The sequence below is a fragment of the Streptomyces sp. NPDC050485 genome, from assembly GCF_044458185.1.
Taxonomy (GTDB): Bacteria; Actinomycetota; Actinomycetes; order Streptomycetales; family Streptomycetaceae; genus Streptomyces.
In genome coordinates this window covers 338,401-353,896 of the sequence record NZ_JBITHR010000001.1, presented here as the reverse complement: position 1 = coordinate 353,896, position 15,496 = coordinate 338,401, and the positions used below count along the sequence as shown (strand labels likewise).

Genomic DNA, 15,496 nt, shown 5'->3' with positions numbered 1-15,496 from the left:
GGGTCACCTGCGCGCGGCACCACGGGCTGGATAGGGTCCTCGGCAATGGCACGTGCGACGGGACCGGACTCGTTCACCGCCCGGTGGCGCAAGGCGCTGCACCGGGTCCGCATCGCGGTGCGCAAATCCGGCGTCGACTACTTCCGCGGTGACGGCTCCGACTGGATCGCCCTGGCCGGCCTGCTCCTCACCGTCCCCGTCATCACCTGCGCCACCCTCCTCGCCCCCACCTGGTGCGCGCCCGCCGCCCTGGTCCTGCCGATCGTGGCCGGCGGGCTGCTGCTGCGCCCCGCCAACCTCCTCGGCCTGTACGCGGCGGCCGCGACCGCGCTGATCGTGGAGTCGGTGGAGCTCGGCCCGTACACGGCGGGAGCGGACCGGGTCACCCCGGGCACCGTCCTGGTGGTGGCCGCCTGCGGGCTCTTCGGCCTGCTCATCGCCCAGTTCCGGGCCCGGGTCGGGGTGCCCTGGCGGCGCGGCGGCACCATGCTCTTCGACCTGCGCGAACGCATCCGCGTCCAGAGCGCGCTGCCCCGCCTCCCCAGGGGCTGGCACCGCGAGATGGCGCTGCGCCCCGCGGGCGGCCAGTCCTTCTCCGGTGACTTCGTGGTCGCCGCCCGCACCGGCGGCGGCCGCACCCTGGAAATCGTCCTCACCGACGTCTCCGGCAAGGGCATGGACGCCGGCTCCCGCGCGCTGCTGCTCTCCGGCGCCTTCGGCGGCCTCCTCGGCTCCCTGCCGCCGCACGCCTTCCTCCCCGCGGCCAACGGCTACCTGCTGCGCCAGGACTGGGACGAGGGCTTCGCCACCGCCATCCACCTGGTCCTGGACCTCGACTCGGGGGACTACCAGCTCCTCTCGGCCGGCCACCCCCCGGCCCTCCAGCTCCACGCGGGCTCGGGCCGCTGGCACGAACAGAACGCCGAAGGCCCGCTGCTCGGCGTCTACGACGGTGCCGAATTCCATCCCGCCAAGGGCTCACTGGCCCCCGGCGACGTCCTGATGCTCTTCACGGACGGCCTGGTGGAAACCTCCGAACGCGATATCAGCGAGGGCATCGACCGGCTGACCGGCGAGGCCGACCGCTACGTCGCGACGGGCTTCGACGGCGCGGCGTGGCACCTGATCGAGGCGGTCGCGAAGGACGTCAACGACGACAGGGCGCTGCTGCTGATCCGCCGAGAGGCGTAGCCGCCCCCCCCGGGCGCCCACCCGCGGGGGCGCACACCGGCCGGGACGTACGGGGCCACCGCCTGCCCCCGTCGTACAGTCGACGCCATGCCGAACCTCAGCCTTCCCGAAGTCGAAGCGATCGCCCGCGCGGCCCACGAGGGCCAGTCCGACAAGGCGGGCCGGCCGTACGCCGAGCACCTCGCGGCGGTGGCCGAGGGCGTCCGGCTGCGGGGCGGCAGCGACGACCAGATCAAAGCGGCGTGGCTGCACGACGCGATCGAGGACGACGCGCTGTCTCTTCAGTGGCTGGATTCCGCCGAACTCCCGTACTCCGTCAAGGCGTTGGTGCTCACCCTGACCAAACGCCCGGGCGAGGAACCGGAGTCCTACACCCGGCGGATCCTGGCCACCGAAGGTGCGCTCCTGATCAAGGAGTCCGACCTGGCGCACAACGCCGATCCGGCCCGGCTGGCCGTCCTCGACGAGCCGACCCGGACCCGCCTGACAGCCAAGTACACAGAGGTACGCCGCATGCTCGGCCTTCTCGAACCGCCTGAGCCCGACTCGCGGTTGGCCTGATCCTTACCTGGGCGATTCGCCACCGGGGAACAACCACAGGGGTGTTGGTGGCACGATAGAGCTCGCGGGGGTGTGCGCGACATGCTCCCGGGCCGGCAAGGGCGGACCGACCAAGGGTGTGTGATCAGTTGTGGCCATTTCGCTGTCAGTGGTGCTGATGTTGGCGATCATCCTCGTGGTGCTGATCAGAGGTGGCTCCATCAAGGCCGGCCCAGCCATCGTCGCCATGCTTTTCGGCTTCTTCCTGGCCTCGACGGGCATGGCTCCCTCGATCCAGCGCTTCCTGAACTCGATAGCGGACTCGATCAACCAGATCAAGTTCTGACCGTTGAGCGGCAGGGGCCCCGGCGAACACCGCCCCGGAAACGGAACCGGGGCCAGTTCAAAGGTTCTCCCTCTGACCTGGCCCCGAGTCGTCACAGAGCGGGCGACGGGAATCGAACCCGCGTAGCTAGTTTGGAAGACTAGGGCTCTACCATTGAGCTACGCCCGCAAGCATCGCGCCGCAGGTCATCGCGACCGCGGCACGTAGAGCATCGTAGCGGGTCGCACCCCGGACGCGCACACCGCATCCCGGCGACGGCACCCGGGAAACAAAGCGGCCGACGTACTCCCCGCGGGCATGTACCCTACGTGTCGCACCGACGGGGTGTGGCGCAGCTTGGTAGCGCGTCCGCTTTGGGAGCGGAAGGCCGTGGGTTCAAATCCCGCCACCCCGACCAGCGTCACCGACGTGCGATCTCCGCGTACAAGATCACATTGTGGGCGGCATCCAGCATGCGGCTACTATGCAAGCTGCGTGCCCGTGTGTCTGATGAATCCGATGTACCGGGCCCGATCCGCCGGAGACCGTCGGTCTTAGGCAGAACCCCCAAGAAGTCAGCCACAAGGAGACCGAACCGTGAAGAGCGCCGTGGAGACCCTGAACCCGACTCGGGTTCGGCTCACTGTCGAGGTGCCCTTCGAGGAGCTCAAGGACAGCCTCGACGCGGCGTACAAGAAGATCAACCAGCAGGTCACGGTCAAGGGCTTCCGCAAGGGCAAGATCCCGGCCCGAGTGATCGACCAGCGGTTCGGTCGTGGCGCCGTGCTGGAGGAGGCTGTCAATGACGCGCTTCCGAAGTTCTACACCGAGGCGATCAACGAGGCGGAGCTGAACCCGCTGGGTCAGCCCGAGGTCGACATCACCGAGCTGAAGGACGGCGAGACGCTGAACTTCACCGCCGAGGTCGACATCCGCCCGACCATCGAGATCCCGGACTACTCCGGCATCGAGGTCACCGTGGACGCCGTCGAGGTCAGCGACGAGGACGTCGAGAAGTCGGTGGAGCAGCTCCGCGAGCGCTTCGCCTCGACCTCCCCCGTCGAGCGTGCCGCCGAGGACGGCGACGTCCTGACGATCGACCTGCAGGCCAAGGTCGACGGCGAGATCCTTGAGGACGGCGTGGCCGAGGGTGTCTCGTACACCATCGGTTCCGGCGAGCTCCTCGAAGGCATCGACGAGGCCGTCAAGGGCCTGGAGGCCGGTGGCGAGGCCACCTTCACCTCCGAGCTCAAGGGCGGCTCGGCCGAGGGCAAGGAGGCCGAGGTCACCGTCAAGGTCACCCAGGTCGCCGCCCGTGAACTGCCCGCCCTGGACGACGACTTCGCGCAGCTCGCGTCGGAGTTCGACACCCTGGACGAGCTCAAGGCCGACAGCCGCAAGCGCCTTGAGAACATGAAGCAGTACGACCAGGCCACCCAGGCCCAGGAGCGCGTCCTGGACGAGCTCCTGAAGCTGGCCGAGGTCCCGATCCCCGAGAAGCTCCTCGCGGACGAGATCCAGACCCGCAAGCACAACCTCGAGCACCACCAGCTCGGCCAGATGGGCATCGACCTCGCCAAGTACCTGGAGATCCAGGGCAAGACCGAGGAAGAGTTCACCGCCGAGACCGAGGAGCAGGCGGTCAAGGGCATCAAGACCCAGTTCATCCTTGACGAGCTCGTCAACAAGGAGAAGCTGAACGTCAACCAGGAGGAGCTCACCGAGCACCTCATGCGGCGTGCGGCCTCCTCCGGCATGAGCCCGGACCAGTTCGCCCAGGCCGTTGTCGAGGGCGGCCAGGTGCCGATGCTCGTCGGCGAGGTCGCCCGCGGCAAGGCGCTCGCCGTCGTGGTCGAGGCCGCCAAGGTCACCGACACCAACGGTGAGGTCGTCGACCTGGAGGACGACGAGGAAGAGGTCGCCGAGGCCGTCGTCGCCGCCGCCGAGGGCGAGCCCGTCGAGGTCGTCGAGGCCGCGGAGAAGACCGAGGCCTGAGCCTCACCCTGATCCACTGGGGAGGGCCCGTACGCAGCCGCGTACGGGCCCTTCTTCGTATGTAATTCCGGTTCAACCACCTTGCGCTCCGAGCGAACAGTTCGGGAACCGGGATGGCGTTGTCCCACCTGCGCGTTAGGGTCCATGAATACGAGGGTGGTGGAGTCTCCGAGCCGGAGCCCGCGCCCCCGGAACGAAGACGCTGAGACGGCCGAAGCCGTCAGAGACGAGCAGGTGGATACGTGACGAATCTGATGCCTTACGCCGCCGGTGAGCCGTCCCTCGGTGGTGGCCTCGGTGACCAGGTCTACAGCCGACTGCTCAACGACCGCATCATCTTCCTCGGCCAGCAGGTCGACGACGAGATCGCCAACAAGATCACTGCCCAGATGCTCCTCCTGGCCGCTGCCGACCAGGACAAGGACATCTACCTCTACATCAACAGCCCCGGCGGCTCGGTGACGGCCGGCATGGCGGTCTACGACACCATGCAGTACATCCAGAACGACGTGGTCACCATCGGCATGGGCATGGCGGCCTCGATGGGCCAGTTCCTGCTGACCGGCGGCACCGCGGGCAAGCGCTTCGCGCTCCCCAACACCGACATCCTGATGCACCAGGGCTCCGCCGGCATCGGTGGCACCGCCTCCGACATCAAGATCCAGGCCGAGTACCTGATCCGTACGAAGAGGCGCATGGCCGAGATCACCGCCGCGCACTCCGGCCAGACCGTCGAGACGATCATCCGCGACGGCGACCGCGACCGCTGGTACACGGCGGAGGAGGCCAAGGAGTACGGCCTCATCGACGAGATCATCTCCGCTGCCTCGGGCGTTCCGGGCGGCGGCGGCACCGGGGCCTGAGCCCCGACCCGCACCGCTTCCCCTGCCCACTTGAACGCCACCAGGATGGTGAACACCCCATGAGCAACTTCACCCCGGCCAACGCGAGCGGCCTCTACACGGGCCCGCAGGTCGACAACCGCTACATCGTTCCGCGCTTCGTCGAGCGCACCTCGCAGGGCGTGCGCGAGTACGACCCGTACGCGAAGCTCTTCGAGGAGCGCGTGATCTTCCTCGGCGTGCAGATCGACGACGCGTCCGCCAACGACGTGATGGCGCAGCTGCTGTGCCTGGAGTCGATGGACCCGGACCGCGACATCTCCATCTACATCAACAGCCCGGGTGGTTCCTTCACCGCCCTCACGGCGATCTACGACACCATGCAGTTCGTGAAGCCCGACATCCAGACGGTCTGCATGGGCCAGGCCGCCTCGGCCGCCGCGGTCCTGCTTGCCGCCGGTACGCCGGGCAAGCGCATGGCGCTGCCGAACGCGCGGGTGCTGATCCACCAGCCGTCCGGCGGCACCGGCCGCGAGCAGCTCTCCGACCTGGAGATCGCGGCCAACGAGATCCTCCGGATGCGTACGCAGCTTGAGGACATGCTGGCCAAGCACTCGACCACGCCGATCGAGAAGATCCGCGACGACATCGAGCGCGACAAGATCCTCACGGCCGAGGACGCGCTGGCGTACGGCCTGGTCGACCAGATCGTCGCGACCCGCAAGACGACGACCGCCGCGGCGGCCTGAGCCGCATCGGCGGCCCTGGCGCGGTCCACGGAGAAGTGAACCGCGCCAAGGGGGGCCCGAACGAGGGGCTCGGCAAGGTACCGTCGGTAGGGGGTCTGGGGGTGTACCCCCGGAAAACGCAGTAGGCACCAGGAGGCGGCGCACATGGCGTCTCCCAGGCGAAGGGGAAGCACCTCGTGGCACGCATCGGTGACGGCGGCGACCTGCTCAAGTGCTCGTTCTGCGGAAAGAGCCAGAAGCAGGTGAAGAAGCTCATCGCAGGCCCCGGTGTGTACATCTGCGACGAGTGCATCGACCTCTGCAACGAGATCATCGAGGAGGAGCTCGCCGAGTCCTCCGAGGTGCGGTGGGAGGAACTTCCCAAGCCGCGCGAGATCTACGAGTTCCTCGAGGGGTACGTCGTCGGGCAGGAGCCCGCCAAGAAGGCCCTCTCGGTGGCGGTCTACAACCACTACAAGCGGGTCCAGGCCGGCGAGAACGGCGGCGGCACGGGCCGTGACGACGCGATCGAGCTCGCCAAGTCCAACATCCTGCTGCTCGGCCCCACGGGCTCCGGCAAGACGCTGCTCGCCCAGACCCTGGCGCGCATGCTCAACGTCCCGTTCGCCATCGCCGACGCCACGGCGCTCACGGAGGCCGGCTACGTCGGCGAGGACGTCGAGAACATCCTCCTCAAGCTGATCCAGGCCGCCGACTACGACGTCAAGAAGGCCGAGACCGGCATCATCTACATCGACGAGATCGACAAGGTGGCTCGCAAGAGCGAAAACCCGTCGATCACGCGGGATGTGAGCGGCGAAGGCGTCCAGCAGGCCCTGTTGAAGATCCTTGAGGGCACCACGGCCTCGGTCCCTCCCCAGGGCGGCCGCAAGCACCCCCACCAGGAGTTCATCCAGATCGACACGACGAACGTCCTGTTCATCGTGGGCGGCGCCTTCGCGGGACTGGAGAAGATCATCGAATCGCGGGCCGGTGCCAAGGGCATCGGCTTCGGCGCGACCATCCGCTCCAAGCGGGAGATCGAGGCCAGCGACCAGTTCCAGGAGGTCATGCCGGAGGACCTGGTGAAGTTCGGGATGATCCCGGAGTTCATCGGCCGCCTGCCCGTCCTCACCTCGGTCCACAACCTGGACCGCGAGGCGCTCCTCCAGATCCTGGTCGAGCCGCGCAACGCGCTCGTCAAGCAGTACCAGCGCCTGTTCGAACTCGACGGCGTGGAGCTGGACTTCGACCGCCCGGCCCTGGAGGCCATCGCCGACCAGGCCATCCTGCGCGGCACCGGCGCGCGCGGCCTGCGCGCCATCATGGAGGAGGTCCTCCAGTCGGTGATGTACGAGGTCCCGTCCCGCAAGGACGTGGCCCGCGTCGTCATCACCGCCGACGTCGTCCGCAACAACGTCAACCCGACGCTGGTTCCGCGCGAGCCGCGCATCGTGAAGAACGACGGGCGGCACGAGAAGAGCGCGTAGCGCTCGCGTACGTACGGCAAAGGGGCGCCCGGTCAAGGAAGTTGACCGGGCGCCCCTTTGCCGCCCTGCAGTTAGGCCTTCTGGCGGGCCGTGTTGTACAGATCGGCCGTCAGCTTGGCGGCGTCGTCCTGGCTCGCGCCGCCACCAAGAGCGACCTTGCCCAGGTCCATCATGATCACAACGCCGTAAGTGCTGTAGTCGGCCCACACGCACACCGGGGCTGTGAACTCCTTGGGCCCCTTCTCCGCCGACCCGTCGCTGCCGGAGTTGGTGAACTTCATGTCCTGGCACTTCATCAGCGCGCCCGAGAAACCGGCCGGCTTGACGAGCTTGGCCGTGCCGACGAGCTGCGCTTTGACGGCCGTGTTCTTCTTGGTGTTCTCCGTGGCGTTCTGGAACGACGCGTCGATCACCTTCGCGGGGTCGCTGATCTCGCCCCAGACGGCCTGGACCTGAACAGCCTTGCTGGTCAGAGGGTTCTTGGTGTCGCCCGAGTCGTACTCGGTGGCGACCTGCTGCGGGTTCTTGACGCCGAGGCCCTCGGCCTTCTGCTTCTGCGTGTCGGTCATGGGCGTCGTCTTGTCGCCCACGGAGGACTTCTTGTAGTCCTCGACCGTGGCGGGCAGGACGACCTTGTAGCCCTTCGTGCTGGCCGACACGTCGCTGTTGCTCGCGCCGCCGCCCTTCGTCAGGAACCACACGCCGCCGCCGATGACCGCGACCGCCACGACGACGGCCGTGATGATCACGCCGGTCTTCTTCTTCGGCGAGGCTGGCGGCATGGGCTGCATCGGGCCGCCGTACGGCGGCTGCTGGCCGTACGGGGGCTGCTGGGGCGGCTGGCCGTAGGGCTGCTGCTGCGGGTAGCCGTACGGCTGCTGGGGCGCGGGCTGGCCGTACGGAGGCTGCTGCGGCGGGACGCCCTGCGGCGCCTGCTGCGGGTAGCCGTAGCCGGGCTGCGGCGGACCGGGCTGCCCGTACGGCTGCTGCGGCGGCTGCTGGCCGTACGGACCGGGCTGCTGAGGCTGGCCACCGTACGGGCCCGGCTGGTTGTAGCTCATTGCTGGGTTCCCCCTAGGGATGCTTATCCGATCCCAACATCCTGACCGAAAGGGGGGTGGCCCGCAGCACCCGGGGTCGGTCTATGTCTAGCTGTTGACGACTTGTTCCTGTTCCTGCACGTACTCGTCGATCCGGCCGGAGGGATCGCTTCCGACGGAGGCCACGAAGTACGAGCGGGCCCAGACCTGTGAGGTTCCGCTCTGCCGCAGGGCCCGTTCAGAAGCAACTTTGAGCTTCCTGGCCAGATCGGAGGCGGAGAGGCCGGCTGGATAGCGGACCACGGCGCGTACATGGTCGGGCATTCCCGCGAAGTCCTCGATGTCGGCATCGGCACCTTGAGCGGCCGCCCGCATGGTGCGCTCCGTCAGACGCAGCATCTCGGTGGTGAGCAGCGCCCGGCGTCGCTCGGTGGCGAAAGCAACATGGGCCCGCAGGTCGTGGAACGACGTGTCGGCTCGCGACCGCGTTGCGCCAGCACGGCGCCGAGAACGCGAACCGGGCTTCTTCGCGGGATGCTCCGCCCGCCAGGTGTCGAGTTCGGACGGCAGCCAGGTGGGTGTCCTTCCGATGCGCTCGGGCTCGGGGAATCCGTTCTGCGGACGGGAGTTGAGTACGTACACCGCTTGGACCGAAACACCCAGGTGGTCGGCGGCCTGTGTTGGCGTGAGCCGTGCTTCTGGCATGGTTCTCACCATATGACAGACAAGTTGAAGTTATCTATGTGGCGTGAGTCCTGCCGGTTGGCGGCTGAGATTGGGAGGCGACGGCCATGGGGCGCAGGTCTGCAGGTGCTGCGGATTCGGGTCGTAAGTACCGCCTTTACCCGACTCCGCCGCAGGCCGGTCGCTTGCAGCGTTGGGGCCACACGTGCCGTGCCGTGTGGAACCTTGCGCTGGAACAGCGGATCTACGTCTACCGACAACGGCGCAAGTGCTTGCGGGCTGATGAACAGTGCCAGTACCTGACACAGGCCCGCGGCGACATCGAATGGATCGGGGAGCTCCCCTCGCAGACGCCGCAGCAGATCCTTCGGCGTCTCGACAGGGCGTACGACAACTTCTGGAACAAAGGGCATCCGGCCGGCTTCCCCCGTTTCAAGAAGCGATCCGCACGGCTCTCCATACCCCTGCCCGGCCAGGCCGTCCGCGTGACCCGGTTGAACCGGAAGTGGGCCGTCGTGCGCATTCCGAAGCTCGGCGAGGTCAAGTTCCGGCTGTCCCGCGCTCTCGGCGGCGAAGTCAAGAATGCAACGGTTCGCACTGATGCTTCCGGGCGCTGGTACATCAGCTTCGCCGTATTCGAGGGCAAGGTGGCCGCCCCCGCGAGTGGACTGCCCCCGGTCGGCGTCGACTTCGGCGTCAAGCAGTCCGCCTACCTCTCGGGCGAGGCACAGGCACGGCTGATGCCTCGGTCGATGACTGAGGGGGAGAGACGGCGGCTGGAAGGGCTGGAGCGGCGGAAGGCGCGGCAGATGCGCCACGCGCGCAGACACCGAGGCGGCAGGTACGGCACACGTCTGCGGCGTACCCTGCGCGAGATCGCGCGGATCAAGGCCCGGCAGGCCTGTCGGCGGCTGGACTTCACGCACAAGCTCACCGCCGACTTGGCCAAGAGCCACGGTCTGGTCGCGGTCGAGGATCTGCGGGTGAAGGCCATGACGAAGAGGGCCAAGGGCAGTGCCGAGACCCCCGCGCGCGGTGTTTCGTCGAAAGCGGGGCTCAACCGCGGCATACTCGACAACCTCCCGGGGGAGCGTCGGCGTCAGCTCGCCTACAAATGCCCGATGTACGGGTCGGTGCTCGTCGCCGTCGCACCCGCGGGTACGTCGCAGACGTGCCGGGTCTGCCATCACCGCGACCCGGCGTCCCGAATCAACCGGGACACCTTCCGCTGCACCAACTGCGGACACGTGGACGACGCCGACCACAACGCAGCCGGAGTGACACTCACTCGCGCCCTCCGGACGCCCGTGGGCTCCCTCTTTGCCGCAGGGTATTGCGGTGAGCAGCACGCACCGACCGGCCGCACCAGGCCGGTCATGCCCGACAGCAGAACCGGGCGCACGCGTGAACTCCTTGCCCCGCTCCCAAGCGGCGGCCAGGAATCCTCGCAGGCCACTGCGGGGAGGATGCCAACAAACATTCCCGTTTCATTGCAGGCTGCCACCGCCCCTAAACTGACCCCGTGACCGAGAACACTCAGCAGCAGAATCCAGCGCCCACCACCGAACTGCCGACCCAGTACGCGCCGGCCGAGGTAGAGGGGCCGCTGTATGAGCGTTGGGTAGAGCGCGGTTACTTCGAGGTTGATGCGAAGAGCGAGAAGCCTGCGTACACGATCGTCATCCCGCCGCCGAACGTCACGGGTTCGCTGCACCTGGGCCATGCCTTCGAGCACACGCTGATCGACGCCCTCACCCGCCGCAAGCGGATGCAGGGTTTCGAGACGCTGTGGCAGCCGGGCATGGACCACGCCGGTATCGCCACGCAGAACGTTGTCGAGCGGGAGCTCGCCAAGGAGGGCAAGTCCCGCCACGACCTCGGGCGTGAGGCGTTCGTCGAGCGCGTCTGGCAGTGGAAGGCGGAGTCCGGCGGGCAGATCGCCGGGCAGATGCGGCGCCTCGGCGACGGTGTCGCCTGGAGCCGGGACCGCTTCACCATGGACGAAGGCCTGTCCAAGGCCGTCCAGACCGTCTTCAAGAAGATGTTCGACGACGAGCTGATCTACCGTGCCGAGCGCATCATCAACTGGTGCCCGCGCTGTCTGACGGCCATCTCCGACATCGAGGTGGACTACCAGGACGACGACGGCGAGCTCGTCTCGATGAAGTACGGCGAGGGCGACAGCACCCTGGTCGTCGCGACCACCCGCGCCGAGACGATGCTGGGCGACACCGCGATCGCCGTCCACCCGGACGACGAGCGGTACCAGCATCTGATCGGCACGCTCATCAAGCTGCCGCTGACCAACCGTTCGATCCCGGTCGTCGCGGACACCCATGTCGACCCGGAGTTCGGCACCGGCTGCGTCAAGGTGACCCCGGCGCACGACCCGAACGACTTCGCCATCGGCCAGCGCCACAACCTTGAGTCGATCGAGGTTCTGGACCAGCGCGGCGTCATCACGGTGCACGGCCCCTTCGAAGGCCTGGACCGCTTCGAGGCGCGCTCCGCGATCGTCGCGGCGATGCGGGCCGAGGGCCGGATCGTCGCGGAGAAGCGTCCTTACGTCCACTCGGTGGGGCACTGCTCGCGGTGCAAGACCACCCTTGAGCCCCGGCTGTCCCTGCAGTGGTGGGTCAAGGTCGAGACCCTGGCCAAGGCCGCCGGTGACGCGGTCCGTGACGGGCGCGTCAACATCCACCCCGCCGACATGACGCAGCGTTACTTCGACTGGGTCGACAACCTCAACGACTGGTGCATCTCGCGCCAGCTGTGGTGGGGCCACCGGATCCCGGTCTGGCACGGCCCGGACGGCGAGATGGTCTGCGTCGGACCGGACGAGCAGCCGCCGAGCGGCGAGGGCTGGACCCAGGACACCGACGTCCTCGACACCTGGTTCTCGTCCGGGCTGTGGCCGTTCTCGACCATGGGCTGGCCGGAGCAGACCGAGGACCTGGCGAAGTTCTATCCGAACTCGGTCATGGTCACCGGCTACGACCTGATGTTCTTCTGGGTCGCCCGGATGATGATGTTCGGTCTGTACGTCATGGACGACGTGCCGCCGTTCCACACCATCGCGTTCCACGGCATGGTCCGCGACGAGTTCGGCAAGAAGATGTCGAAGTCGTTCGGCAACACCGTCAACCCGCTGGACTGGATGGACAAGTACGGCTCGGACGCCGTCCGCTTCACCCTGGCCAAGGGCGCCAACCCCGGTACCGACGTCCCGATCGGCGAGGACTGGGTCCAGGCGTCCCGCAACTTCGCCAACAAGATCTGGAACGCGACCCGCTTCGCTCTGATGAACGGCGCCACCGTCGAGGGTGAACTCCCGCCCGTGGAGCGGCTGTCGGCGACCGACCGCTGGATCCTGTCCCGGCTGAACAAGACCGTGGCCGAGGTCGACGCGTACTACGAGGACTACCAGTTCGCGAAGTTGAGCGAGTCGCTCTACCACTTCGCCTGGGACGAGGTCTTCGACTGGTACGTCGAGCTGTCGAAGACGACGTTCTTCGCGGGCGGCGAGCAGGCCGAGGTCTCCGGCCGGGTCCTCGGTGAGGTCCTCGACGTGATGCTGCGGGTGCTGCACCCGATCGTCCCGTTCGTCACCGAGACGCTCTGGACCACGCTCACCGGCGGCGAGACCCTGGTCACCGCCGACTGGCCCAAGGACAGTGGCTTCCGCGACGAGGCGGCCGAGCGTGAGATCGAGCTGGTCCAGCAGGTCGTCACCGAGGTCCGCCGGTTCCGTTCCGACCAGGGTCTCCAGCCCGGCCAGAAGGTCCCGGCCGAGCTCACCCTGACCGGCACCGCGCTGGCCCCGCACGAGGCGGCCATCCGCCAGCTGCTGCGGCTCCAGCCGGCCGGCGAGGGCTTCCACGCCACCGCCTCGCTGCCGGTCGCGGGCGCCACGGTCGCCCTCGACCTGTCCGGCACCATCGACGTCGAGGCCGAGCGCAAGCGCCTGACCAAGGATCTCGGCGCGGCCGAGAAGGAGAAGGCGGACGCGAACAAGAAGCTCGGCAACGAGGCCTTCCTCGCGAAGGCCCCGGACAACGTGGTCGACAAGATCCGTACGCGGCTCGCCAAGGCGGAGGCCGACATCGAGCGGATCACCCACCAGATCGCCGCCCTGCCGCAGGGCTGAGTCGGCCGGCACGAAGACGAAGGCCCCCGGGAACCCCGGGGGCCTTCGTCGTGTGTACGTTCACAGCAGCCGGTCGCCGGACTCCGCCCACACCAGCGCCGCCACCACCGCGTACATCCCGAGCGGCACCAGCCAGTGCGGCACCCGGCGGACCCGGGAGCCGGGGAGGGCCGAACGGTCCCGGGCCGCGTGCGACATATCACTAAATGTGGGCCGTTCGGCCGGGGTGTTCGGGCCGAAAGACCTTGGATGATGGAGGGCATGCACCTCACGTCCGCCACCTCCGCGCCGCGCCGCGCGCTGGCGGCGGTCCGCGCCCTCAGCGCGCGCTGGGTGGGCGAGGAACGCGCCCTGGACGTGCTGATCGCGCTGAGCTGCTTCGGCCTGATGATCCTGGACGTGCCCGGCCTCGCCAAGGCCGACAACTCCCTCAACAGCTACACCGCGCCCCCGGTCCTCGCGCTGGGAGCCGCCACCCTGCTCTTCCGGCGCCGCTGGCCGTGGCTGCCGTTCCTGGTCGCGCTGGGCTACCTGGGCTGGCTGCACCAGCTGAACCTGGTGCAGTTCGCGCTGTACTCGCTCGGCCGCTTCCGGGGCCGGCGAACGGCGGTGCTCGCCACCGCCGGGTACATCGCGCTCGCGTACGTCCTGTTCAACCTGCCGGGCTGGCCCGACAGCCGGGGCGAGACGCTCAGTTCGTTCCTGGCGATCGTGGTGCCGGTGGGTGTGCTCGCCTCCGGGGTCGGCATCTCGGCCTACCGGCACGACCTCGTACGCGAACTGGAGGCCCAGCGGGCCGAGACCGCGGCTCTCCAGGCGGTGCAGGCCGAGCGGGTCTCGGTGGCCAGGGACGTGCACGACATGGTGGGCCGGGAGCTGACGATGCTCGCGGTGCGTTCCGAGGTGCTCGCCCTGCGGGCCAGGAACGAGCCGCACCACAAGGACTTCGAGGAGCTCGCCGACACCGCGCGCCGGGCCCACCTGATGCTGAACGAGATCATCGTCCGCCGGGCCGACCGGCGCACCGCCACGCCCGGCCTGGACGGTCTGGACGCGCTGGCCGAGGAGAGCCGCGGCGCGGGCACCCCGGTCGGTCTCGACATCGCCGAGGCCGCGTACCGGCTGTCCCCGCTGCGCCAGGCCGCGGTCTACCGGGTGGTCCAGGAGTGCCTGACCAACGCGGTCAAGCACGCCCAGGGCGAGCCGGTCGCGGTGACGATCCGGCTCGCGGACGGGAACCTCGTCGTCACGGCGGAGAATCCGCTGCCCCGCTCGGCGCCCGTGAAGGACCCGGTGTCCACGGGGACCGGGACCTTCTCGATGCGGGAGCGGGTGGAGTCCATGGGCGGCACCCTCACGACGACCCGTACCGACACCACGTACGAGGTGAGGGCCACCCTTCCGGCGGGGACGACCGGCGCGGGGGACACCCCCTAGGGGTGTCCGGTCGGGCCTGGCCGGAATCGCCTTTATGCGCTGGCCAGCAGCCGCTGCAACTGGTCGAAGTCCTCCACGCACTTGCCCGAGCCGAGCGCCACGCAGTCCAGCGGGTTCTCCGCGACGAACACCGGGATGCCCGTCGCCGAGGCCATCCGCAGGTCGAGGCCCGGCAGCAGGGCGCCGCCGCCGGTCAGCACGATGCCGTGCTCCATCACATCGCCGGACAGCTCGGGCGGGCACTCCTCAAGGGTCACCCGGACCGCCGCGATGATCGCCTCGACCGGCTCGTCGAGCGCGGCCCGCACCTCGCGCGCGGTGACGGAGAGCGTCTTGGGCAGGCCGCCCACCTTCTCGCGGCCCCGGACGGTGAAGGTCCGCTCCTCCAACTCCGCGTTGCCCGGCACCGGCCACGCCGACCCGATCGCGCACTTGACGTCCTCGGCGGTGCGCTCGCCTATGAGCAGCGAGTGCTCCTTGCGTACGTAATCGGTGATCGCGGTGTCCAGGCGGTCGCCGCCCACCCGCAGGGACTGCGAGGTCACGATGCCGCCCAGCGAGATCACCGCGACCTCGGAGGTGCCGCCGCCGATGTCCACCACCATCGAACCGCGCGGCTCCGACACCGGGAGCCCGGCGCCGATCGCCGCCGCCATCGGCTCCTCGATGAGGTGCACGGCCTTCGCGCCGGCCCGCTGCGCGGCGTGCACGATCGCGCGCCGCTCCACCGGGGTCACCCCGCTCGGCACGCACACCACCATGCGGGTACGGGGGCGGCGTCCCGGCACCGCCTTCTTCACGAAGTGGCGGATCATTTCCTCCGCCGCCTCGTAGTCGCTGATCACGCCGTCCCGCAGCGGGCGGATCGCGGTGATCGAGCCGGGTGTGCGGCCGATGGTCTCCTTGGCCTCCGTGCCGACGGCGAGGGCCGTGCGACCGCCCTCCTTCATCGCCACCACGGACGGCTCGTTGAGCACGATGCCCTGCCCCCTGGCGTACAGAAGCGTGTTGGCGGTCCCGAGGTCGATCCCTATGTCCATGATCGCCAAGTTTGCCGGGAGAGTCGGTGTACGCCGG

Annotated in this window: 14 protein-coding genes and 2 tRNA genes; 11 read left to right on the top strand and 5 right to left on the bottom strand. The window is 68.6% G+C overall.

The features are described from left to right. Positions 1-45: 45 nt before the first annotated feature. The 3 genes from ACIBK6_RS01585 to ACIBK6_RS01575 all read left to right on the top strand — a co-directional run bounded on the left by ACIBK6_RS01585 (position 46) and on the right by ACIBK6_RS01575 (position 2,077). A complete protein-coding gene (locus ACIBK6_RS01585) occupies positions 46-1,191 on the top strand; it encodes a PP2C family protein-serine/threonine phosphatase (protein WP_399047798.1) in 1,146 nt (381 codons plus the stop codon). An 87-nt stretch (positions 1,192-1,278) separates the two neighbouring features. Then, on the top strand, positions 1,279-1,752 hold the full coding sequence (locus ACIBK6_RS01580; RefSeq protein WP_399047796.1) for an HD domain-containing protein: 474 nt from the start codon (positions 1,279-1,281) through the stop codon (positions 1,750-1,752). Between the two features lie 130 nt (positions 1,753-1,882). Continuing rightward, positions 1,883-2,077, top strand: a complete 195-nt coding sequence (locus ACIBK6_RS01575) for a hypothetical protein (RefSeq protein ID WP_399047795.1) — start codon at positions 1,883-1,885, stop codon at positions 2,075-2,077. 97 nt (positions 2,078-2,174) lie between these two features. Here ACIBK6_RS01575 and ACIBK6_RS01570 read toward each other — a convergent pair. Then, positions 2,175-2,245 (bottom strand) — tRNA-Gly (locus ACIBK6_RS01570). Between the two features lie 152 nt (positions 2,246-2,397). Here ACIBK6_RS01570 and ACIBK6_RS01565 point away from each other — a divergent pair. From ACIBK6_RS01565 to clpX, 5 genes are all read left to right on the top strand, one after another. Beyond that, positions 2,398-2,474, top strand: a tRNA-Pro gene (locus ACIBK6_RS01565). A 179-nt stretch (positions 2,475-2,653) separates the two neighbouring features. Beyond that, entirely contained in the window at positions 2,654-4,051 is a 1,398-nt protein-coding gene (tig, locus tag ACIBK6_RS01560; protein WP_399047793.1) for a trigger factor, read from the top strand. Positions 4,052-4,305: 254 nt separating this feature from the next. Next, complete coding sequence (locus ACIBK6_RS01555) at positions 4,306-4,914, top strand: ATP-dependent Clp protease proteolytic subunit (RefSeq protein ID WP_399048444.1); 609 nt, start codon at positions 4,306-4,308, stop codon at positions 4,912-4,914. Between the two features lie 59 nt (positions 4,915-4,973). Beyond that, positions 4,974-5,642, top strand: coding sequence for an ATP-dependent Clp protease proteolytic subunit (locus tag ACIBK6_RS01550; RefSeq protein ID WP_399047792.1), 669 nt, complete (start codon positions 4,974-4,976; stop codon positions 5,640-5,642). A gap of 176 nt (positions 5,643-5,818) precedes the next feature. Then, the gene (clpX, locus tag ACIBK6_RS01545) at positions 5,819-7,111 is read left to right on the top strand and encodes an ATP-dependent Clp protease ATP-binding subunit ClpX (protein WP_161254410.1); all 1,293 of its coding nucleotides are present in this window, start codon (positions 5,819-5,821) and stop codon (positions 7,109-7,111) included. A 71-nt stretch (positions 7,112-7,182) separates the two neighbouring features. Here the strand turns inward: clpX and ACIBK6_RS01540 are convergent, their stop codons facing one another. Together ACIBK6_RS01540 and tnpA are read right to left on the bottom strand one after the other, a co-directional pair. Then, complete coding sequence (locus ACIBK6_RS01540; protein ID WP_399047790.1) at positions 7,183-8,172, bottom strand: hypothetical protein; 990 nt, start codon at positions 8,170-8,172, stop codon at positions 7,183-7,185. A gap of 87 nt (positions 8,173-8,259) precedes the next feature. Further along, positions 8,260-8,856 (bottom strand): IS200/IS605 family transposase, encoded by a 597-nt coding sequence (tnpA, locus tag ACIBK6_RS01535; RefSeq protein ID WP_399047789.1) that lies wholly within the window; start codon positions 8,854-8,856, stop codon positions 8,260-8,262. Positions 8,857-8,942: 86 nt separating this feature from the next. On the opposite strand from tnpA, the gene ACIBK6_RS01530 reads away from it, so the two are divergent. Then, positions 8,943-10,361: an RNA-guided endonuclease InsQ/TnpB family protein gene (locus ACIBK6_RS01530; RefSeq protein ID WP_399047787.1), complete on the top strand. Its 1,419-nt coding sequence runs from the start codon at positions 8,943-8,945 to the stop codon at positions 10,359-10,361. Further along, complete coding sequence (locus tag ACIBK6_RS01525; protein WP_399047785.1) at positions 10,358-12,982, top strand: valine--tRNA ligase; 2,625 nt, start codon at positions 10,358-10,360, stop codon at positions 12,980-12,982. The genes ACIBK6_RS01530 and ACIBK6_RS01525 overlap by 4 nt, the downstream gene beginning before the upstream one ends. A gap of 60 nt (positions 12,983-13,042) precedes the next feature. On the opposite strand, the gene ACIBK6_RS01520 is transcribed toward ACIBK6_RS01525, so the two are convergent. Further along, positions 13,043-13,180 (bottom strand): hypothetical protein, encoded by a 138-nt coding sequence (locus tag ACIBK6_RS01520; RefSeq protein WP_399047783.1) that lies wholly within the window; start codon positions 13,178-13,180, stop codon positions 13,043-13,045. A 63-nt stretch (positions 13,181-13,243) separates the two neighbouring features. Between ACIBK6_RS01520 and ACIBK6_RS01515 the strand changes: the two genes are divergently transcribed. Beyond that, the gene (locus ACIBK6_RS01515; RefSeq protein ID WP_399047782.1) at positions 13,244-14,419 is read left to right on the top strand and encodes a sensor histidine kinase; all 1,176 of its coding nucleotides are present in this window, start codon (positions 13,244-13,246) and stop codon (positions 14,417-14,419) included. Between the two features lie 32 nt (positions 14,420-14,451). Here ACIBK6_RS01515 and ACIBK6_RS01510 read toward each other — a convergent pair whose 3' ends face one another. Continuing rightward, the gene (locus tag ACIBK6_RS01510) at positions 14,452-15,459 is read right to left on the bottom strand and encodes a rod shape-determining protein (RefSeq protein ID WP_399047781.1); all 1,008 of its coding nucleotides are present in this window, start codon (positions 15,457-15,459) and stop codon (positions 14,452-14,454) included. Positions 15,460-15,496 lie beyond the last annotated feature (37 nt).